At 67.2% G+C, this 19,459-nt stretch carries 23 protein-coding genes and 2 pseudogenes; 21 read left to right on the top strand and 4 right to left on the bottom strand.

Annotated elements, in window-relative coordinates; genetic code table 11:
- From VFW71_09360 to VFW71_09350, 3 genes are all read left to right on the top strand, one after another.
- The coding region (locus tag VFW71_09360) for a MoxR family ATPase (GenBank protein ID HEU5002971.1) at positions 1–436 on the top strand (436 nt) is incomplete at its 5' end.
- On the top strand, positions 436–1,584 hold the full coding sequence (locus VFW71_09355; GenBank protein ID HEU5002970.1) for a VWA domain-containing protein: 1,149 nt from the start codon (positions 436–438) through the stop codon (positions 1,582–1,584). The genes VFW71_09360 and VFW71_09355, both read left to right, overlap by 1 nt.
- 41 nt (positions 1,585–1,625) lie before the next feature.
- Positions 1,626–1,931 (top strand): hypothetical protein, encoded by a 306-nt coding sequence (locus VFW71_09350; GenBank protein ID HEU5002969.1) that lies wholly within the window; start codon positions 1,626–1,628, stop codon positions 1,929–1,931.
- A 76-nt stretch (positions 1,932–2,007) separates the two neighbouring features.
- Here VFW71_09350 and VFW71_09345 read toward each other — a convergent pair whose 3' ends face one another.
- Positions 2,008–2,379, bottom strand: a complete 372-nt coding sequence (locus VFW71_09345; GenBank protein HEU5002968.1) for a hypothetical protein — start codon at positions 2,377–2,379, stop codon at positions 2,008–2,010.
- Between the two features lie 280 nt (positions 2,380–2,659).
- Here VFW71_09345 and VFW71_09340 point away from each other — a divergent pair, with 280 nt between their 5' ends.
- The 17 genes from VFW71_09340 (at position 2,660) to VFW71_09260 (ending at position 15,681) form a co-directional block, all read left to right on the top strand.
- Positions 2,660–3,139 carry a hypothetical protein gene (locus VFW71_09340; protein HEU5002967.1) on the top strand — a complete coding sequence of 160 codons (480 nt, stop codon included), beginning with the start codon at positions 2,660–2,662 and terminating at the stop codon, positions 3,137–3,139.
- Positions 3,140–3,809: 670 nt separating this feature from the next.
- Positions 3,810–4,097, top strand: coding sequence for a hypothetical protein (locus VFW71_09335; protein HEU5002966.1), 288 nt, complete (start codon positions 3,810–3,812; stop codon positions 4,095–4,097).
- Positions 4,098–4,137: 40 nt separating this feature from the next.
- On the top strand, positions 4,138–5,049 hold the full coding sequence (locus VFW71_09330) for a xanthine dehydrogenase family protein subunit M (protein ID HEU5002965.1): 912 nt from the start codon (positions 4,138–4,140) through the stop codon (positions 5,047–5,049).
- Between the two features lie 31 nt (positions 5,050–5,080).
- Positions 5,081–5,593, top strand: coding sequence for a (2Fe-2S)-binding protein (locus VFW71_09325; protein HEU5002964.1), 513 nt, complete (start codon positions 5,081–5,083; stop codon positions 5,591–5,593).
- 24 nt (positions 5,594–5,617) lie between these two features.
- Complete coding sequence (locus tag VFW71_09320; GenBank protein HEU5002963.1) at positions 5,618–7,993, top strand: aerobic carbon-monoxide dehydrogenase large subunit; 2,376 nt, start codon at positions 5,618–5,620, stop codon at positions 7,991–7,993.
- Between the two features lie 77 nt (positions 7,994–8,070).
- Complete coding sequence (locus VFW71_09315) at positions 8,071–9,102, top strand: XdhC family protein (protein HEU5002962.1); 1,032 nt, start codon at positions 8,071–8,073, stop codon at positions 9,100–9,102.
- A gap of 60 nt (positions 9,103–9,162) precedes the next feature.
- The gene (locus VFW71_09310; GenBank protein ID HEU5002961.1) at positions 9,163–10,347 is read left to right on the top strand and encodes an XdhC family protein; all 1,185 of its coding nucleotides are present in this window, start codon (positions 9,163–9,165) and stop codon (positions 10,345–10,347) included.
- A 243-nt stretch (positions 10,348–10,590) separates the two neighbouring features.
- Complete coding sequence (locus VFW71_09305; GenBank protein ID HEU5002960.1) at positions 10,591–11,154, top strand: SRPBCC family protein; 564 nt, start codon at positions 10,591–10,593, stop codon at positions 11,152–11,154.
- An 80-nt stretch (positions 11,155–11,234) separates the two neighbouring features.
- Positions 11,235–11,504: a hypothetical protein gene (locus VFW71_09300; GenBank protein ID HEU5002959.1), complete on the top strand. Its 270-nt coding sequence runs from the start codon at positions 11,235–11,237 to the stop codon at positions 11,502–11,504.
- 63 nt (positions 11,505–11,567) lie between these two features.
- A complete protein-coding gene (locus VFW71_09295) occupies positions 11,568–11,831 on the top strand; it encodes a hypothetical protein (GenBank protein HEU5002958.1) in 264 nt (87 codons plus the stop codon).
- Positions 11,832–11,935: 104 nt separating this feature from the next.
- Entirely contained in the window at positions 11,936–12,220 is a 285-nt protein-coding gene (locus VFW71_09290) for a hypothetical protein (protein HEU5002957.1), read from the top strand.
- Positions 12,221–12,257: 37 nt separating this feature from the next.
- Complete coding sequence (locus VFW71_09285; GenBank protein HEU5002956.1) at positions 12,258–12,557, top strand: hypothetical protein; 300 nt, start codon at positions 12,258–12,260, stop codon at positions 12,555–12,557.
- Complete coding sequence (locus VFW71_09280) at positions 12,557–12,904, top strand: hypothetical protein (protein ID HEU5002955.1); 348 nt, start codon at positions 12,557–12,559, stop codon at positions 12,902–12,904. Before VFW71_09285 ends, VFW71_09280 begins: the two co-directional genes overlap by 1 nt.
- A gap of 152 nt (positions 12,905–13,056) precedes the next feature.
- Positions 13,057–13,653 carry a hypothetical protein gene (locus tag VFW71_09275; GenBank protein HEU5002954.1) on the top strand — a complete coding sequence of 199 codons (597 nt, stop codon included), beginning with the start codon at positions 13,057–13,059 and terminating at the stop codon, positions 13,651–13,653.
- A gap of 54 nt (positions 13,654–13,707) precedes the next feature.
- A complete protein-coding gene (locus tag VFW71_09270) occupies positions 13,708–14,331 on the top strand; it encodes a hypothetical protein (protein HEU5002953.1) in 624 nt (207 codons plus the stop codon).
- 27 nt (positions 14,332–14,358) lie between these two features.
- Positions 14,359–14,985 (top strand): hypothetical protein, encoded by a 627-nt coding sequence (locus VFW71_09265; protein ID HEU5002952.1) that lies wholly within the window; start codon positions 14,359–14,361, stop codon positions 14,983–14,985.
- Between the two features lie 114 nt (positions 14,986–15,099).
- A complete protein-coding gene (locus tag VFW71_09260) occupies positions 15,100–15,681 on the top strand; it encodes a nucleotidyltransferase family protein (GenBank protein HEU5002951.1) in 582 nt (193 codons plus the stop codon).
- 4 nt (positions 15,682–15,685) lie between these two features.
- Here VFW71_09260 and VFW71_09255 read toward each other — a convergent pair.
- Together VFW71_09255 and ilvA are read right to left on the bottom strand one after the other, a co-directional pair.
- A pseudogene (locus tag VFW71_09255) lies at positions 15,686–15,877 on the bottom strand (Rdx family protein).
- Positions 15,878–15,956: 79 nt separating this feature from the next.
- Positions 15,957–17,198, bottom strand: coding sequence for a threonine ammonia-lyase (gene ilvA / locus VFW71_09250; protein ID HEU5002950.1), 1,242 nt, complete (start codon positions 17,196–17,198; stop codon positions 15,957–15,959).
- A 69-nt stretch (positions 17,199–17,267) separates the two neighbouring features.
- On the opposite strand from ilvA, the gene VFW71_09245 reads away from it, so the two are divergent.
- Positions 17,268–19,061, top strand: coding sequence for a SpoIID/LytB domain-containing protein (locus tag VFW71_09245; protein HEU5002949.1), 1,794 nt, complete (start codon positions 17,268–17,270; stop codon positions 19,059–19,061).
- Between the two features lie 103 nt (positions 19,062–19,164).
- Here VFW71_09245 and VFW71_09240 read toward each other — a convergent pair.
- Positions 19,165–19,305: pseudogene (locus VFW71_09240) on the bottom strand (DUF1059 domain-containing protein).
- Between the last annotated feature and the right edge of the window lie 154 nt (positions 19,306–19,459).

Raw genomic sequence — 19,459 nt, 5'->3', positions numbered from 1 at the left:
CTTCCTCCTCGAGGTGCTCTCCGACTTCCAGGTCACCATCCCCGAGCTGGGCACCATCAAGTGCAAGAAGCCCCCCGTCGTCATCCTGACCTCCAACCGCACCCGGGAGCTGCACGACGCCCTGAAGCGCCGCTGCCTGTTTCACTGGATCGACTACCCGAAGCTGGACCGGGAGGTCGAGATCGTGCGGGCCCGGGCCCCCGAGATCCCCGAAGAGCTCGCCCGCCAGGTCTCCAAGGCGGTGCAGAACCTCCGCAAGATGGACCTGCAGAAGCGCCCGGGTGTGGCCGAGACCCTGGACTGGGCGCGAGCGCTGGACGTCCTGGGAGCTGATCGCCTGGACCCTAATGTGACGACGGCCACGCTCGGGTCCGTCCTCAAGGTGCGCGATGACATCGAGCTGGTCCGCAACAACCTCCCGCAGGTGATCGGGTAATGGCCAAGGACGCGGGCCTCATGTCGGTGCTGGTCGGCTTCGGCCGGGCCCTGCGCGACGAGGGTCTGGTTATTGGGACCGGCTCGGTCCTGGGCTACTGCGACTCGATGTGCATGCTGGACCCGACCGAGCTCATGGACCTCTACCACGCCGGCCGGGCCACCATGATCACCAAGCAACCGGACCTGGTCATCTACGACAGGGTCTTCCGCTCCTATTTCCTGGCGAACAACGGGCCGCTGCAGCAGCTCATCAAGCTGAAGGTCCACCTGGATCCGGAGGCCGAGACCGAGTTCGAGGTGCTGAATGCCCCCGAGCAGGGCCAGGAGAAGCAGTTCGACGCCCCCACCGGCCTCATGGGCTCGAACATGGAGGTCCTCCGCCACAAGCGGTTCACCGAGATGACGGACGAGGAGAAGGCCGCCCTCCGCAAGCTGATGCAGAAGTTCAAGTTCCTGCCGCCCAAACGCCGCACCCGCCGCACGGTCGCCGACGACCGGGGACCCCGGCCCGACCTCCGGCGCACCATCCGGTCGGCCATGCGGCGCAACGGCGAGTTCGTGGACCTGCACCAGCGCGAGCGCCGGGTGCGGCGCCGGAAGGTCATCCTGATCCTGGACATCTCGGGCTCGATGGCCGACTACTCCCGGGCGCTCATGCACTTCGGCTACGCCGCCGCCCGGGCCTCGGTGGGCACCACGCAGTCAGCCAAGCTGGTCGAGGTGTTCTGCTTCGGCACCCGCCTCACCCGGATCACCACCGAGATGCAGAAGCGGGATCCCGACGTCGCCTTCGACTCCGCCTCCAAGGCGGTCTTCGACTGGGAGGGCGGCACCCGCATCGGCGATGCCATCCAGGCCTTCGTCAAGAACTGGGGCAAGCGGGGGATGTGCCGGGGCGCCATCGTGGTGATCTGCTCCGACGGCCTGGACCGGGGTGACCCCGAGGTGCTGGCCGAGTCCATGGAACTGCTCAGCCGCCTGTGCCACAAGCTGATCTGGATGAACCCGCTGAAGGGCGACGAGGAGGAGTTTCAGGCCCGCTCGGTGGCCATGCTGATCGCCAAGCCCTACATCGACGAACTGCTGTCCGGCCACGACCTTGCCAGCCTGGAGAAGCTGGCGCTGGTCTTGCCGAAGCTCGGCTAAAAACCTCGGCAAGGACACTCGGCAAGAAAGGAGGCGCGGCCGTGAGCGGGTTTGAAATCGCCTGGAGTGTGGGCGTAGAGGCTTCGGGCGACCAGGTCATCTCCATGGAGCAGGTTGTGGAGCTGGCCGACGTCGTTGCCACGATGAAGGGCTCGGCCGGCGGCATGGGCACGAACGCCTACCACGCCACCTTCCTGGTCTACGCCGAGGACCGTGACCGGGCCATCGCCAAAGCAAAGGAGAACTTCGCCATCGCGGTGGAGAAGGCCGACCTTCCCCGCTGGGAGGTCACCCGCGTGGAGGCGGAGAGCGAGGAGGACATCGAGCCGGAGGACGGGTTCCCGTAAGGGCCCAACGGGGCCCGACTGGGCCCAAAGGGCCCCGGCCGGGTACGGAACGCCCCGTCAGAGGCACGTCGCCGCGCTACCGGCCGATCGCTGGGTGCCCGCCCGCCTGGCGGCCGGCGTTGGCATCCACGTAGTTGGGATCGAGCTGTGCCTCCAACACCGTCAGTTCCCGCGCCTTGGTCAGGGCGGTGCGGAACTCCCCGTTGGACGCCAGGCGGGCATCCACCTTGGCCCGCACCGCATCGGCGCCCCGCCACGGCGACGTCCAGGCCTTGAGGACCTCGGCCTCGGTGGCCGCCCGCAGTTCCTCCATCCTGGCCTCGAGGGCTCCCTTGCGGGCCAGCACCTCCTCCAGGCTGGGCATCTCCTGCGCTGCGCCCTCCGCCGGTGCAGCTTGTGCAGCCCCAGCGCCGCCTACCTCCGGCGCTGCGTCGGTCTCCTCGCTCATCGATCCACTCCTTATCCGGCAGTGATTCGGCCGTGCGCGGCCCTTGCTCCGGTGCAGTGACCCCCCATCCAGACTCTCATGTCCCCGGTTATGTGTACGGGAAAGCGGACCGGGCGCCCGCCGGCTGGGGTTCTCCACGGGGGTTCCCCAAAGGGTGGCGGCGCACCCGGCGGTGCACCCGGCGGTGCATAAGGAGCATGACTGGTCCAGAATGGGGGAAGACCTACAGGGGACAGGTAGCAATCCGTCGATCCCTTGTCTATCCCGCCGGAGGGCGCAAATGATCCGACTTGGCAGTCTGGCTGGCTACTCCTTCGAAGGCCCGTACACGCTCGGGGGATGGAACCCCATCGACGCCCCCGGTGTCTACGCCATCATGTACAAGCCGGACGCCAACAAAGACACCTACGCGGTCGTCTACGTGGGGCACACCGACAATTTCATCGAGGAGGGCCTGCCCTTCAAGCATCCGGCGTCGCCGTGCTGGGTGGAGCGTGCCGGGTCCCAATGGAAGCTGTTCATCGCCTATTTCCTGGTGCCCGCACAGGGCGGTACCCGCTCGATCCGCAACGGCATCGCCACCGAGCTCAACGCCGTCTACGAGCCCATCTGCAACGAGGAGCAGTTTGTTCAGCACTGGGAGAAGGAATGGATCGGCGACTACGAGTCCAACCTCACGAAAAAGCTGATGCTCTCCCACGATGCCGACGTCCACAAGCAGAGTGCCGACCCTGCCGGGCGCAGGGAACAAGGACGGTAGCCACCCGCTCGCGCTCGTCCCGATAGCGCATGCGGGACATTCGCGGCCGGTCGTGCGCGGCGGCTCGTTCAGCGGGTCCGCATTCGTCAACGCTTGGCATCCAGTACGGCTCGAGCACTTGTCTAGTTCCTCAGCGGGTGACTAATCAGAGTTGACTAGGGGCAGCGTGCGGGCGTACAGTTTCGCTGTCCGTTTCGCCGAGAAACACGTAGAATCTATGTGAGCAACCGGGTTGGGGGTCAACCGGATCCGGTGGGGGAAACAGTTGTCCGTATGGTCGGGTTGCCTGGTCGACCTGCAGCACTCACTCGTTTCAATGCCTGATCGCCGCCTGGGTTGTGCTGGGAGCGCGCCACGTAGCGTGCCCCATACGGGAGGCGGGTCGGCTCCTCCTCTCGCGCCTGCACTGGCTCTGGCCGTCCGCCTCGGGCTCCGTTCGTTGCACACCCCAGGAGCCGATGCCCGTCCACACGGCCCACCCTGATGAGCTATCCGTCGGTTCTGTCGCGGCAAAGGTTCCTAGGTTCAGGTGCAGCAAACGGAAAGGGGTGGTGTCTCAGTGGCTGAAGGTAGAGGTAACCCGCGTATTTTCGAGTTGATCGAAGGTGCGCCGAAGGTGAACAAAGACCCCACCAGCCCCACAATTTGGGCATGGCCTGAGGTTGTCGACATGCTGAAGATCGCGGGCCAGCCCGTTCCCGGCCCGTGGCCGCCCCACCAGGTGCCCCGTCCCGACCCGGCTCCCGAGGAAATCCCGGTTGCTGTGCCCGAGAAGCGGCTCCCCTCGAGCGCCCGCCCCCGGAACCTGCAGGCGGACGACACCGTCGGTGGCATCACCTACACCGACACCCCGGCTGGCCGGGCTGCCGCCAAGGCTGCAGCTGCTGCGGCACCCCCCGCCGAAGAGGGTGGCGAACCGGCCGCACCTCGCCGGCGAGGCGGTCGGTACCTCTCGTAGTCAGCAGGCTGGTCTAGGAAGGGCAACCAATCCAGGAAGGGTGGCGGCACCGAATCGCTCCGGCACCCTCACAGCGGCAAAGGAGGTCCGTTTGTATCCCTCACGGTTCCATTACGAGGCACCGAGAACCATCGATGAGGCCTGCCAGATGATGGCCTACTACCGGGACGACGCCAAGGTCCTGTCCGGTGGCATGAGCCTGATCCCGCTGATGAAGCTCCGCTTCGCCAGCCCGGGGACCATCGTCGACATCAACAACATCGAAGGCCTGGACTACATCGAAGAGGCCGGCGGCTACCTGCGCATCGGCGCTCTGGCCCGCAACCGCGCCATCGTCCGGTCGGACCTGGTCCGTTCCCGTCACCCGCTGATGAGCTCAGCGTGCCCGACGATCTCCGACCCGGTGGTCCGCAACCGCGGCACCCTGGTCGGCAACTGCTGCCACTCGGACCCCCAGGGTGACTGGGTGTCCGTGATGATGTGCCTCGGCGGCGAGATCGTGGCGCGGAGCGTCGATGGCGAGCGCGTCATCCCGATCGAGCAGTTCACCACCGGGCCGTTCTCCAACAGCCTGCAGTCCCACGAGATCGCAGTCGAGGCCCGGATCCCGGGCTCGACCAACTACGGCGAGTACCACAAGATCGAGCGCAAGGTGGGCGACTTCGCCACCGTCGCGGTGGGCGTCGCGCTGAACATCGCCGGCGGCTCGGTCAGCCACTGCGGCATCGCCCTCACGGGTGTGGCGCCGTCCAACCTGAAGTGCTACGACGCCGAGCGCGCCGTCATGGGCGGCACGCTGAACGAGGGAACCATCGAAGCGGCCGCTCGGGCCGCCTCCGCCGCCGCGTCGCCCCGCAGCGACCACCGCGGGAGCGAGGAGTACAAGCGAACCATGGTCGAGGTCTTCGTCCGCCGTTCGCTGCGCGCGGCCGCAGGCATCCGGGCGGCGTAGGTCCATCTAGGAATGTGAAGAGGAGGTAAGCGTGCCAGAGTTCAGAAATGTAGTTGTCACTGTCAACGAAGAGCCCAGGGAGGCGGAGATCGAGCCCCGCCTGCTGCTCGTCCACTTCCTGCGGGAGGTGTGCGGGCTCACCGGAACGCACTTCGGCTGCGACACCACCAGCTGTGGTTGCTGCACCGTTCTGTTTGACGGCGTCCCGGTGAAGTCCTGCACCGTCCTCGGCGTGCAGGCCGACGGCCACGAGATCATCACGGTCGAGGGCCTCGGCTCGCCCAGCGAGCTGTCCCCGGTGCAGGAGGGCTTCCACGAGGAGCACGGGCTGCAGTGCGGGTTCTGCACCCCCGGCATGATGATGACCGCCACGGCGTTCCTGGACGAGAACCCGAACCCGACCGAAGAGGAGATCCGCTGGGCGCTGTCCGGCAACAACTGCCGGTGCACCGGCTACGTGAACATCGTGAAGGCTGTGAAGTGGGCTGCGAAGAAGATGGCAACGTCCGGGGTATCCGCCCGGGGCGCGGCGCCGATCCGCTAGTACTGAGGGAGAAGGAGACAAGCTATGGCATTAGACGAGATCCAGATCGGTGGCCTCGGCGCCAGCCGCAAGCGGGTCGAGGATGCGCGCTTCATCCGGGGCAAGGGCAACTACATCGACGACTTCAAGCTCCCCGGCATGCTCCACATGGAGACCCTGCGGGCGCCCATCGCGCACGCACGGATTACCTCACTGGACACCTCAAAGGCATGGATGACGCCGGGTGTGCACCTGGTCGTCACCGGTGAGATGGCTGCCCAGCACAACCTGGCGTGGATGCCGACTCTGAGCTACGACACCCAGGCCGTCCTGGTGACGGACAAGGTGCGCTTCCAGGGCCAGGAGATCGCCTGCGTTGTGGCCGACGACCCCTACATCGCCAAGGACGCATGCGAGGCGATCACGGTCGAGTACGACCCGCTTCCCCCGATCGTGAACCCGCAGCAGGCCCTCGCCCCCGGCGCCCCGATCATCCGGGACGACAAGGCAGGCCAGACCAACAACATCTGCTACACCTGGGAAGTGGGAGACAAGGAGAACACCGAGCGGGTGTTCGCCGACCCGAACCTGCAGATCGTCTCGCAGGACATCTACTACCCCCGCACCCACGCCTGCCCGATCGAGTGCAACGCGATCATCAGCGACTACAACTCCGCCACGGGCAAGCTGACCATCTACCTGACCACCCAGGCGCCGCACATCATCCGCACGGCTGTCGCCCTGGTGGCCGAGCTTCCCGAGCACATGATCCGGGTCATCGCCCCCGACCTCGGCGGCGGTTTCGGCAACAAGGTGCCGGTGTACCCCAGCTACGTCATCGCCATCCTGGCCTCCATCCTTCTCACCAGGCCGGTGAAGTGGATCGAGGACAAGACCGGCAACCTTATCTCGTCGTCGTTCGCCCGGGACATCTACTTCCACTGCGACGCCGCCATCCGCAAGGACGGCAAGATCCAGGCGGTGCGCATCCACGCCGACACCGACAACGGTGGGTTCTTCTCGGACGCCCAGCCGACCAAGTTCAAGATCGGCCTGTTCCACTCGATCTTCGGCTGCTACGACATCCCCTACGGCTACATGACCGCCCAGGGCCACTACACCAACAAGGCTCCCGGGGGTGTCGCCTACCGGTGCTCGTTCCGGATCACCGAGTCGATGCTGTTCCAGGAGCGCTTCATGCAGACCTGCGCCTACGAGATCGGCATGGACCAGGCCGAGTTCCGCCGGGTCAACTTCGTCCGGGAGTTCCCGCACCGCACCACGTTCGGGTTCCTGCTGGACTCCGGTGACTACGACAAGTGCCTGGACCTGGGCCTGGAGAAGATCGACTACTACGGCTTCCTCGAGCGCCAGAAGCAGGCTCGCAGCCAGGGCCGCCTCCTGGGCATCGGCATCTCGACGATGTCGGAGCCGCTGGGCGCCGGCAACTCCCGTGAGTACGACATCATCGGCATCAAGATGTTCGACTCCGCCGAGCTGCGGGTTCACCCCTCCGGCAAGGCCGTCCTGAAGATCGGTTCCAAGACGCAGGGTCAGGGCCACGAGACCACCTTCGCTCAGATCGTGACCCACGAGCTGGGGATCCCGGCGGACGACATCCTGGTCCAGCACGGCGACACCGACAACACGCCGTTCGGCATGGGCACCTACGCCTCCCGGTCCACCCCGACCGCCGGCGCCGCCACTGCCATGGTCTCCCGCAAGGTGCGGGCCAAGGCCAAGAAGCTCGCCGCCCACCTCCTCGAGGTATCCGAGGAAGACGTGGAGTGGGAGCTCGGGCGCTTCTACGTGCGCTCCGCCCCCAACCGCGGCGTCACCATCCAGGACTGCGCCTTCGCGGCCTACACCAACATGCCCGACGGCCTCGAGCCCGGCCTGGAGAACAACGCGTACTACGACCCGCCCAACATGACCTGGCCGTTCGACGTGTACATCACCACGGTCGAGGTCGACCCCGACACCGGGGAGTGGGATGTCCTCAAGTTCATCGGCGTTGACGACTGCGGCGTCCGCATCAACCCGATGATCGTGGAGGCGCAGCTGCACGGCGGTCTCGCCGAGGCGTTCGCCATGGCGTACCACCAGATGATCACGTTCGACTCCCAGGGCAACTGCATCGGGGCCAACTACATGGACTACATGATCCCGACCGCCTGGGAGACCCCGCACTTCGAGCTGTACGAGGTCGTCACCCCGTCGCCTCACCACCCGATCGGGTGCAAGGGCATCGGGGAGTGCGGCTGCGTGGGTGGCCCCGCCGCCTTCGTGAACGCCGTGGTCGACGCCATCGCCCACCTCGGGGTCCGCAACATCGACATGCCGTGCCTGTCGAGCCGTGTGTGGGAAGCCATGCACTACAAGCACGACGTGCCTGGCACCCCGCCGCTGCCCGGCACCTAAGCCGGCGACGTCGGAATACCGCAGTACGCAGCATCGTTGTGAATAGCTACAACAGTTGACCAAGTTAGGCGGCGGTGATGATGGCTGAGGATCTTCTCGAGTTGCGCCAGGAGTTGTCCCGACGGGGCGAGCCCTTCGCTCTGGCCACCGTGGTGTGGCGTCGGGCCCCCTCCTCGGCACAGCCGGGCAACCAGGCCATCGTCACCGCCGCCGGCAAGGTCCGCGGCTGGTTGTCCGGGGCGTGCTCCGAGGCAGTGGTCATCCGGGAGTCCCGGAAGGCCATCGAGTCCGGTGAGGCCCGGGTGGTACTCCTCGGCTCTCCCGAGGAGCTGAAGGCCCGGGAGGGCGACGGCATCAGCCTCGTCCCCATGCAGTGCCAGAGCGAGGGGGCCATCGAGCTGTTCGTGCAGCCGGTGCTGCCCAAGCCGCACCTCGTGGTCATCGGCCGCACGCCCCTGGTGGGGACCCTGACCCGGATGGCCAACACCCTGGGTTGGCGCACCGTCGTGGTGGATGACAAGGGTGACCCCGAGGCCCACCCGGAGGCGGGCCGTGTGGTCACCACCCTGGATCTGGAACTCGCCGGAGTCAACGAAGGCTCGCTGGTGGTAGTGGCCACACAAGGCCAGTACGACGAGCTGGCCGTCGACAAGGCCCTGGCGTCACCGGCGGCATACATCGGTCTGATCGCCTCCCGCAAGCGGGGCAAGTCGGTGATGGAGTGGCTGAGCGACGTGGGCTACAGCCCAGAGCAGCTCACCCGGATGAAGGCGCCCGCCGGGCTGGACCTCGGCAGCCTGCGCCATGACGAGATCGCGGTCGGTGTGCTGGCCGAGCTGGTGCAGTTCGTGGCCGCCAACCGTGCGCTGGTCACCTTTGCCCATACGGCGCCGCCCGACGCCGAGATGGCGCCCGACGCCGAGATGGCGCCCGCAGAGCGGGTCGCCGAGCTGGGCGAGGCGGTGGACCCCGTGTGCGAGATGCTCGTGGACATCGCCACCGCCCGCTTCACGACGGAGCACGACGGGCAGACCTTCTACTTCTGCTGCCCGGCATGCAAGAAGAAGTTTGAAAAAGACCCTGCCAGCTACCTTGCCGTCCCGGCGTAGGACCGCGGCAAGGCCCACCCGATGGCGGGGTGAGGGCCGGGTAACGAGGGAGCCGCACACATGAGCAGCGAAATCGCCGACGTCCTGGAAGCCATCGAGACCCTCGCCGGTCGGGGGGAGAAGATGGCACTCGCCACCATCGTGGCCGTCCGGGGATCCACCTACCGGCGCCCGGGTGCCCGCCTGCTGGTGCCGGAGTCCGGCGACATGGTGGGCAACATCTCAGGCGGCTGCCTGGAAGGCGATGTGCAGGAGGTGGCCCGCCGGGTGATGGGCAATGGCAAGGCCACCATGGTGGACTTCGATCTCACCGCCGACGACGAGGCGGTCTGGGGCTGGGGTCTCGGCTGCAACGGTGCCGTCGAGCTCTTTGTCGAGCCGGCCGAGAAGGCGGTCGAGGTGACCGCCGACCTGCGCCGGGCGCTCAGTGAGGAACGGGATCTGGCCGTGGTCACCGTCATCGATGCCGGCACCGCCGAAGGGGTCGAGCACGGGGGCCGGATCCTCGTCCACCCCGACGGGCGGAGCGAGCGCTCGCTGGGCAGCACCGCCGCCGACGAGGCCGCCGTGGTGGCCGCCGCCGAGGCGCTGGCCACCGGCGCCTCGATCAAGCGCCCGATCGCCATCGGCGACGCCACGTTCACCGCCTTCGTCGAGGTGTTGGAGCCCAGCCCCCGCCTGCTGGTGTGTGGCGCCGGCCACGACGCCATCCCGGTGGTGCGCTTCGCCGCCCAGCTCGGCTGGCGGCCCATCGTCGTGGACGACCGCGACCGCTTCCTCACCAAGGACCGCTTCCCCGAGGCGGAAGGCTTCGTGCCTCTGAGCCGGCCGGAGGAGGCCGCCTCGGTCACGGGCGCCGATCACCGCACCTTCGTCCTGGTGATGAGCCACAACTACCTTCGGGACAAGGACTACATCCGCTCCTACCTGGGCACCGCTGTCGCCTACATCGGGTCGCTCGGGCCCCGCAAGCGCTTGGACAGCGTGCTGACCGACCTCGCCAAGGAAGGCGTCCAGCCCTCCGAGGCCGACCTCGCCAAGATCTATGCCCCATCCGGCCTCGACATCGGGGCCGAGGGCCCTGAGGAGGTGGCGTGGGCAATCATGTCGGAGGTGATCGCCGTGCGCTCGGGCCGCTCCGCCGGGTTCCTCCGGGACCGGCCGGGCCACATCCACGACCGCAGCTCCGAGCTCACCACGGACCTCGACGGCACCCCCAGCGCCGCCCGCGTCGGCGCCTCCTGATCGATGCGGGGTTCAAACCACCGCGTATTGCCTCGTACGACCCCCCAGTCTTTGCCTGCATGACCGCGGCACCTCGCTGCCGGGGCCAGCCACCGGTGCGCGCACCCGCGCGTAGCCGTGCGTCGCCATGTGCTGTTCCGCGGCCTCGGGCGTGCCGCAGGCCACCACCGTTTTGGACTTTGAGATTGTGAAAGCTATAGGGTTTGTTCCCGCACAAAACTGGGCTTCGATAGAGGAGGGGGCATGGGAGTAGTCATCGACAACGAGTTCACCATTCCAGCACCGGTGGACACGGTATGGAAGTACATGAACGACTTCCCGCGGGTGGCCAAGTGCATGCCCGGGGCTGAGATCGTGTCGGCCACCGACCGTCAGGTCAAGGGCCGGGTGAAGGTCTCGATGGGTCCGCTGAAGCTCGCCTTCGGGGGCGTCATCGACATCCAGGAGAAGAACGAAGGCGCCCACCGGGTGGTCATGGTGGCCACCGGCGCCGAGGAGAAGGGCAAGGGGCAGGCGTCCGCCAAGGTGACCTCCACCATGGTGGCGGCCGGCGGCGGCACCACCGTGCGCTTGAACCAGGACATCAACATGACGGGCGCCATCGCCCAGTACGGCCGCGGCATGATGGTTGACGTCATCGGCGCCCTGATGAAGCAGTTCGCCGCGTGCGCGGCCGCCGACATCAAAGGTGGCGGCGTGGGGGGCGGCAAGGCGGGCAAGGCGCCCAAGGCCATGAGCGGCTTCTCCCTCATGCTGCTCTCCGCCAAGGCGTTCTTCAAGAACCTGTTCAAGTTCGGCAAGAAGTAGGCGGGGACTAAGTAGGGGTACGGGGACCCCGTGCGTTTATATAACGTCGGGCAGCGGTTCTAGAGAGAGAGGGAGGGTTCATGGGTCCCGGAGGGTTGTTTGCACTTGGTCTGCTCATCATCCTCTTGGTGGCGGCAATCCCGTATCTGGTCTCGATCAAGCGTGTGGTGGATGTGATCGTCAGCATTCGCGGCCACATCGACGGCATCTTGGCCAACGGTGTTGTGCTCACGGGCGAGCTGGACGGTGTGCCTGAGCTTCTTGAGGTCACCGACAGCGTCGTCAAGGAAGTTGCCGTCGGGGCAACCCGGTACGCCAACGGTCTCGACCGGGTGGTGCGGGGAGCCTAGAGGCCCCCAAGCAGCGCCCGCCAGTCGTGGCTATCTCACATTCTTGATGGAGAGGAGGAAGGCATGAGTATTTTCGGATGGGTCGACCTGGTGCTGATCGCCGTGGTCGTAATCACCCTGGTCAGCTCGCTGGCCAAGATCATCAGCCAGCTGCAGCATGTGACGTTCACCCTGGGCACGATCATCGCCGGTGTGGCGGCGATCGCCAACCAGACCTCGACGGTGCCACCGACGGTGAGCAACGTCAACACCAACCTTGCTCCGGTCCGGGCCAAGGCCGACGCCCTCGCCGGGCGTTCCGGCGGCGGCGGCCGGCCGCGCATGTAGGTGGTGCAGTTCGGGAGTTCCTTGCAGCAGCGCCCAAAAGGTTCCCGCTCCGCGGGACCGTGTAATCAAGGAGGCGTCGGTATGGATGGAGGGAGGTTGAGCGCATGAGTGCGGCGGCAAGTGTGCTAGCAAGCCCGACGCATGCCAATCTCTTCGGGTGGTATGTGGGTTTCGTTGTGACGACGATTGCGATTGTCATCGTCGTGATCGAAGTGCAGGCAATCCTGGTTCTCGCCCGCAACATCGGGGTGCAGGCGCAGGAGGCAATCCGGGGTCTGGAAGCATGTTGGACCAACACCGCCCCGCTGTGGGATCTGCAGACAACCATTGACCATGCATCGACCATCGTCAATGACCTGCTCACCGTTCGTAAGTCATTAGGGGGGTGATCGGGACATGCCAGGAGTTCTCCATGTAGTAGCAAGCGTGGCGGGGTATGCCCCCGAAGAGGTGACCTGGTGGTGGATGGCTGTCGGGCTGGGTCTCGTCGTCGTCCTGGTGGTCATCGGGGTGCTGACCCTGCTCATTCGCCTGGTTCAGGACATTGACCGGGGTGTGGAGGGCGTTGTCGAGACGCTCGGTCAGACCGCACGCAACACCGGGACTTCCTTCCTGATCGCCGACACCGCCACGCAGGTGGACGCGGTGCTCGCCGAGGGTCTGAACCACCACCTGTTCCTCACCAGGGTTCTGTCGGGATCCGGCAAGAAGGCGGTGCCACGCTAATGACCAAGACACTTCTCGTTGCGCTGTCGCTGATCGACGTCATCCTGTTGATCGGCGTCCTGTTGATCTACCTGAACTGGGTCGCCGGCCTGCTGACCAAGATCGACAACGGTCTGGCCACCACGGTCGACCTCGTCGTTCAGATCATCGGCCACGCCGAGCCGATCATCCCCGGGCTGCAACAGATCAACCGGACCCTCGGGATCATCTCCGGGGCACTTCCGCTGCTCTACCGCCTGGCCGAGCGGATCGAAGGCGTCGTCAGTGGCCGCGTCGCAGTTGGTTCCAACACCGCCGGCACCTCCAGCGGCACGGGGCTGTACACCGGCATCTCGGGCATCAAGTAATTCGCTGAGGAGTTCGTTTCTGGCTCTATGGGGGTCGGCGAGAGCTCAACCGGCCTGGTAGGGGGGAGCACCAGCATCAATCGGGGCAGCACCTTGGGGTTGTACCGCAGTGGAGGTACGCAGAACCTGCGGACGGGTCCGTACACGGGAAGGTGAAGGGGGTCATGTTGGAGCGTATGCGAAGGCTTCTCAAGACCGAGGGAGGGCAAGGGGCGATCGGCCTCGTCGTTGTGGTCGTCGCAGTCGTGGTGTCGTTCTACCTGCTGCTGCGTACCGTCGACGTTGCCAACTCGATCAACAACAAGGCCTCGACGATCCAGTCGGGTGCCAACAGCATCAAGGGTGACACCTCAGTTATCTCGCAGCTGACGCACACCAACGCCATCGCCACGTCGATTCTCCACACGGCGGCGGGCACGGCGTCGGACGGCAGCCAGTCCCTGGTCGCCAAGCTGAACACGATCATCGCCACCGCCAAGTCGATCGACGGCTTTGCCGTCTCCGTCAACGGCACGGCGAACGCCATCAACGGCACCGCTCACGCCATCAACGGCACGGCCGGTGCGATTCTCAACACTGCTCAGACCATTCAGGGCGACGCAGCCACCATCAAGGGCGGCCTTGACACGGCTGTTTCGCTGGCAGGCGGCATCCTCGGAGACGCCGGTGACATCCGGGTCGAGGCGTTCAACATCCGCATCTCGACCTGCACCATCGACAGGGCTGTCGGCCTGGGTTGCTCCGGCTAAAAGAGTCGGAACAGGGCCTAAGACGAGTTGAGACTGAAGAAGGAGAACTGACCGATGGCGCAGCGACCAGCAGCATACGCCCCGGATATCGCCGCTCCTATGATGAGCGCGAGCCGGTGGCTGAAGGTGTGGGTCACGATCGGGGTCCTGGTGGTCCTCGTGGTGATCGGCTTCCTGCTCGGCATCATTTCCGCCCTGGACTCCATCAACAAGTCCCTGGCGGTCACCACCGGCAACGTGACCGGCATCAACGGGGATGTCAACCCCCTGCCGCAGCACGTCGCCAACATCAACGGCACGCTGACCTCGATCGACACCGCCCTGAAGCCGATCCCGGCCCAGGCGGACGCGATCATCGGGTCCCTGACGGACATCAACAACCAGCTGACCGTCATTGACCCGTCCCTGAAGGACACCGAGGCCACCCTGGTGGTCACGGAGGGCGGTCTGAACACCATCGAGAGCGTGCTGGCAACAGCCGACTCGACCAGCATCAAGGGCATCATCAGCGACGTGAACCAGATCGACGGCAACTCCACGGTGGGCTTGACCGCCATCAAGGCAGACCTCGACCAGGCCAACACCCTGCTGAACGACTCCACCGGTATTCAGATCCGAGCCCACGACATCTGCAGCGGCATCGTGAAGACCCTCGCCGGCGGCAGCTGCGGCGCATAACGAACCAGGATTTCGACGGAGGTGTTCATGAGAGGCATTCGCAGTGATCGAGGGCAGGCGGGTATCGCCCTGATCATCGTCATTGCCTGGGCACTCTCGGCGGTGCTGGTTCTGACCCGCACGCTAGTTGCTGCTCAGGAGATCAACTCCAAAGTGACGGTCATCACCGGTGACCTGTCGAGTTCCAAGCACGACACGGGCTATGTTGCGCAACTCAACATGACCGAGCAGACGGCCTCGTCCATCCTGGCTGCTGCGCAGCCGCTGACCGGACAGATCGCCGTCATCCAGTCCACGGCCGCACACATCGACCAAGAGGTGGACGGCATCACGCCGCCCGTGCAGAGCATCAACGGGCTGGTGCACACCATCCGGGGCCAGGTCGCCTCGATCCTGGGCGTCGTCAACTCCGGCCCGGGTTCGATTGCCTCGCTCCTCGCCACCATCCGGGGCACGCAGTCCAGCGTGATCCTCACCGACGTGCAGAAGATCAAGAGCGACACGACCTCGATCGTCAACAACGTGGTCGGCATCGAAGGCGACTTCTGTGGTCTGACCGGTGGTTTCAGCACCGCAGCTGGCCTCTCGCTCGGCAGCGTCCTCCTGGCAACGGGTCCGCCCTGCGCCTACCAGCAGACGCCGATCAAGCCGTAGCTTTCGGCCCCGCAGTTCCCAGCACCCCCCGGGTTTCCGGGGGGTGTTTGGTTTTTGGGGATGTCCGGGGCCAGCAGCGGATTGGGCCGCCCGGATGTGTGGGAGGCTGGGGCTGTGATCTCGGGGATCGTGCTGGCCGGCGGGACGTCATCCCGCCTCGGCCGGCCCAAGCAGTTGCTGGTGCTGGGCGGCAAGCCGCTCCTCCAACACACGCTGGATGCCGCGGCGGAGGCCGGGCTGGACGAGATCGTGGTGGTGTTGGGCCACATGGCCCCGGAGGTCGGCTCGGTGCTGGCACTGCCGGCGGGCGCCCGCACGGTGGTGAACCCGGACTACGCCACCGGGCAGGCGAGTTCGCTGCGCACCGGGCTGGCGGCGGCGTCGGCGGAGTCGGACGCCGCGGTGGTGCTCCTCGGCGACCAGCCCGGGATGCCGGCATCGACCATCGCCGCGGTGGCGGGCGGCTTCCGGGCGGGGCACGGCCCCATCGTGCAGGCCAGCTACCGGGGAACGCCCAGCCACCCGGTCCTGTTTGCCCGCTCGGTGTGGCCCGACCTGATGGCAGTGACCGGCGACCAGGGGGCCCGGGAGGTCATCAAGGCGCACCGGGACTGGGTGTACCGGGTCCCGGTGGATGCCGAGATCCCGCCCGACCTCGACACCCTGGAGGACTACCGGCGCCTGGCCGGGGGGTGAGGCCTTAGGTGGCGGCGTACGGCTTCAGCGCTGCCCGGACTTCCTGGTAGGTGGGGTGGCGCTTGGTGGCTTTCTTGGAGTACACGAGGTCGCCGTTGGCCGACACCTCGAACACGCCCCCTCCGGACGGGATCAGTGTGAGGCTCTGGATGTCGCGGGGTATGTCGTTGAGGAGCTGGGTCGCCAGACCGACGGCCTTGTCTGTGTAGTCTCAGACGACACAGAACTCGATGGTGATTTGCATGGCTCCATACTACCCAGGGGTGTACCTTTCGCTACAGCGGGTCCACCTCGTAGCCGGCTTCGTGGAGGCGGGCGGTCAGCTGCTCCACGTGCTCGGGCCCGCGCAGCTCGACCTGGATGGTCACCTCGACATCGCCCAGGACCGAGTGCAGGATGCCCTCCCGCCGGTGCTCGATGCCCACCACGTTGACCCCCACCCCGGCGACGGCGGCAGCCAGGCGCTCCAACTCGCCCGGCCGGTCGTGCAGCTTGGTGCGGAAGGCGAAGTAGCGCCCGGCGGCGGTCATGCCGAAGCGGATCACCCGCAACAGCAGCATCGGGTCGATGTTGCCCCCCGAGGCGACCACCACCGCCGGGAAGGTGAGCGTCGAGCGCTGGGTCATCGCCGCCGCCACGCCGACCGCCGCGGCCGGCTCCAACAACAGCCGCGCCCGCTCGGTCATGAGCAGGAGGGCCTGGGCGATCTCCTCTTCGGTGACCAGCACAACGTCGTCCACCAGGCGGCGCACGTACTCGAAGGTGAGGTCCCCCCCCCGCTTGGCGGCCAGCCCGTCGGCGATCGTGGAGACCTCGGGCAGGGTGACCACCCGGCCCTCGTCCAGGCAGCGGCGCAGGGTGGCGGCGCCCGCCGGCTCGGCGCCCACGATCCGGATGTCCGGGCGCAGGGCCTTGGCCGCGGCGGCGATGCCGGAGATCAGCCCGCCGCCGCCGATCGGTACCACGATCGTGCGGACATCCGGCGTCTGCTCCAGGATCTCGAGGGCGACGGTGGCCTGCCCGGCGATCACGTCGGGGTGGTCGAAGGGATGCACCAGGACCGCGCCGTGCTCCTCGGCGAAGGCGAGGGCTTGCTCATGGGATTCGTCGTAGACCGCCCCGTGCAGCACCACGTCCGCCCCGTACTTCTTCGTGGCCTCCACCTTGGGCAGCGGCGCCCCGGCCGGCATGAACACCGTGGAGCGCACGCCCAGGAGCGCGGCCGCCAGGGCGACGCCCTGGGCGTGGTTCCCGGCGCTGGCGGCCACCACACCCCGGGCGCGCTGCTCGCCGGAAAGCCGGGCGATCCGGTTGTAGGCTCCTCGTATCTTGAAGGACCCGGTTCGCTGGAGATTCTCGCATTTGAGCAGGGTCGAGCCTCCAGCCATCCTCGAGAGGATCCGTGACGGCCAGACCGGCGTCGGTAGGCAGATGTCGGCCAGCCGGGCGGCCGCCTCGTGCACGGCGTCTAGGGAGATGAGTCCGGTCCACTCGTCGGTGCGGGCGTGCGATGGCATCCCGGGATTCTCCCATCCCGGCGCCAAGCCCGGAGGGATACCCGGGCCCGTCACCGGGGCGAAGCCCGCATGAAGCCCCGCCTCCGGTGGGGGCTGGCCCTCCTGGTGTTCGCCGCCACCGCCGCCCCGATCGGGTTCCGCACGCCGGCGGCCGCCCGGAGCGGCGCCAGCGCCGCCGCCCCCCGGGCCGGGGACCAGGCCCCGGTGGGGCCGATCACCTTCACCCCGGCCAGCCCGGGGGCTTCCGATACGGTCGATGCCATCTTCCCCTCGGTGCCCGGCCTCTGCCCCCCCAACCAACCCCAGCCGGTGGTGGCGGCGTTCCCGGGGACCCTCGAGGTGGGCCGGGAGCCCAATGGCAGGCTCTACCTCATCACGCAGCTCAGCTTCGCCGACTACCTCAAGGGCATCGCCGAGGTGCCCACCAGCTGGCCCCTGGCCGCGCTCGAGGCGCAGGTGGTGGCCGCCCGCACCTACGCCATCTCGCACCTCAACGGGTCCACGGTGGATGGCCTGCACTACGACCTGTGCTCCACCGACGCCTGCCAGGTGTACCGGGGCGAGTCGGTCCAGAACGGGCCGTACGGGGACCGCTGGGTGCAGGCGGTCAACGACACCGCCGGCCAGATCCTGGAGTACCAGGGCAAGCCCATCGACGCCCTGTACTTCTCCACCTCCAATGGCCACACCTACTCCAACGCCACTGTGTTCAACGGGCCTCCCCTGCCCTACCTGCAGCCGGTGGTGGAGAACGACGACGGCGCTTCGCCGACCTCGAACTGGACCGTCCGCATGCCGCTGACCGACCTCGCCCAGGCCCTGAATCTGGCCGGGCAGTGGGGCACCGGGGCGATCACCACCGTCAGCCAGCAGGGCACCAACATCGCGATCTCGGGGCCGGGACAGTCCAAGACCCTGCCGGTCTCGACGTTCCGCAACTCGCTGAACAATCAGGCCGACTGCCTCACGCCCAAGCGCTACCCCAGTGCCGCCACCGGGGGCGGGCATCTCCCCCAGACCGTTCCTTCCATCTGGATGACGCTGACCCAGCAGGCCGACGCCGTGGTCATGACCGGGCGGGGCTGGGGCCACGGCGTGGGCATGGTGCAGTGGGGGGCTGAGGGCAAGGCGGCCAAGGGGCAGAGTTACCAGCAGATCCTCGCCTACTACTACGGCGGCCTGCAGCCGGTGACCGTGCCGGAACCGGGCAGCATCCGCATCCTGCTGGCCACCGGGGTGCAGCAGGTGACCGTGGCGCCCGGGGGGTCGGTGCAGGTGAGCGGGGGCCCCTCGGGGGTCTCGGGCGCGGTCACCATCACGGGCGGGTCTTCGCTCACCATCGCCCCGGCGCCCGGGCCGGGCGGCGCCATCCCCCCGACGGTGACCATCTCGGGGGTCTCGGCCAGCGCCACGGCGGCCACGGGAACCCCGGCGACGTTCTCCTTCAACCTCAACCATGCCGCCAACGTCAGCATCGAATACACCGGCCCAGGCGTGACCGGGACCGGCTCCACCACTCCGGCGCCCGTGACGGGAGGAGCGGCGTCGGTGACGTGGGACCCGGCGGGTGCCGGGTTGGCACCGGGGGCCTACCAGGCCGCGGTGGTGGCCGACGACGGTGTGTCCCGGGTGGTGTCGGAGGGCGTCACCGTCACGCTGAAGGCGCCCCCGCCGCCATCGCCCAGCCCGAGCCCGTCGACACCCGGCAGGCGCCCCCCGGCATCGCCGAAGGCGGCCGGGCCGGCGAAGAAGTCGTCCTCCACCAGCACGCCCTGGTTCCTGGCCGGGGCGCTGGTGCTCGCCCTGGCGGTGGGTGCCGGGGCCGCGGTCCTGCTCACCCGGGGCGGCCCCCAGCGGTCCTGAACCGCCCCCGGGCGCGCCACCGCCGGGACCTGGGCCCCGGCGGTGGGAGGTGTACGGGTGTCCGGTGGTCCCCAAGACCTGGGGACCGGCACACCTGAAGGTCTTAGTACTTGATCTTGGTCTCCAGGTAGTTGAGTACGGTCTTCGTCGGGGGACGAACGTTGTGGACGTTGATCAGGTGGTCCACAACACGCCGCATCAACTCTTCCTTGGTCGGAGCCGAAATCGGGACCTTACAGGTCGCCCCAGCATCCGCTCAACAGAGCGACGGCATGTCGATCACCTCCTTTCTTCGATGGTCTCGGTGCAGCTTGTGCCCCACCAGTTTCCCATCGCCCGGCGAGGCACCGCAAGGCGTCGGGCCTGCCCCGATGCCGGTTCCGGATTGGCGGGCATGG

The organism is Actinomycetota bacterium (assembly GCA_035765775.1).
Classification (GTDB): Bacteria; Actinomycetota; CADDZG01; order JAHWKV01; family JAOPZY01; genus DASTWV01.
Note: the sequence above shows the minus strand (reverse complement) of the source record. Positions and strands in the feature narration are given on the sequence as shown.

What these genes read in the sequence shown, in the direction of transcription:
- VFW71_09305 (HEU5002960.1), top strand. Translation starts at nt 10,591, where the DNA reads ATGGGAGTAGTCATCGACAACGAGTTCACCATTCCAGCACCGGTGGAC.
- ilvA (HEU5002950.1), bottom strand. Translation starts at nt 17,198, where the DNA reads ATGCCATCGCACGCCCGCACCGACGAGTGGACCGGACTCATCTCCCTA.
- VFW71_09300 (HEU5002959.1), top strand. Translation starts at nt 11,235, where the DNA reads ATGGGTCCCGGAGGGTTGTTTGCACTTGGTCTGCTCATCATCCTCTTG.
- VFW71_09345 (HEU5002968.1), bottom strand. Translation starts at nt 2,379, where the DNA reads ATGAGCGAGGAGACCGACGCAGCGCCGGAGGTAGGCGGCGCTGGGGCT.
- VFW71_09310 (HEU5002961.1), top strand. Translation starts at nt 9,163, where the DNA reads ATGAGCAGCGAAATCGCCGACGTCCTGGAAGCCATCGAGACCCTCGCC.
- VFW71_09270 (HEU5002953.1), top strand. Translation starts at nt 13,708, where the DNA reads ATGGCGCAGCGACCAGCAGCATACGCCCCGGATATCGCCGCTCCTATG.
- VFW71_09340 (HEU5002967.1), top strand. Translation starts at nt 2,660, where the DNA reads ATGATCCGACTTGGCAGTCTGGCTGGCTACTCCTTCGAAGGCCCGTAC.
- VFW71_09295 (HEU5002958.1), top strand. Translation starts at nt 11,568, where the DNA reads ATGAGTATTTTCGGATGGGTCGACCTGGTGCTGATCGCCGTGGTCGTA.
- VFW71_09355 (HEU5002970.1), top strand. Translation starts at nt 436, where the DNA reads ATGGCCAAGGACGCGGGCCTCATGTCGGTGCTGGTCGGCTTCGGCCGG.
- VFW71_09265 (HEU5002952.1), top strand. Translation starts at nt 14,359, where the DNA reads ATGAGAGGCATTCGCAGTGATCGAGGGCAGGCGGGTATCGCCCTGATC.
- VFW71_09280 (HEU5002955.1), top strand. Translation starts at nt 12,557, where the DNA reads ATGACCAAGACACTTCTCGTTGCGCTGTCGCTGATCGACGTCATCCTG.
- VFW71_09290 (HEU5002957.1), top strand. Translation starts at nt 11,936, where the DNA reads ATGAGTGCGGCGGCAAGTGTGCTAGCAAGCCCGACGCATGCCAATCTC.
- VFW71_09320 (HEU5002963.1), top strand. Translation starts at nt 5,618, where the DNA reads ATGGCATTAGACGAGATCCAGATCGGTGGCCTCGGCGCCAGCCGCAAG.
- VFW71_09315 (HEU5002962.1), top strand. Translation starts at nt 8,071, where the DNA reads ATGATGGCTGAGGATCTTCTCGAGTTGCGCCAGGAGTTGTCCCGACGG.
- VFW71_09245 (HEU5002949.1), top strand. Translation starts at nt 17,268, where the DNA reads ATGAAGCCCCGCCTCCGGTGGGGGCTGGCCCTCCTGGTGTTCGCCGCC.
- VFW71_09335 (HEU5002966.1), top strand. Translation starts at nt 3,810, where the DNA reads ATGCTGAAGATCGCGGGCCAGCCCGTTCCCGGCCCGTGGCCGCCCCAC.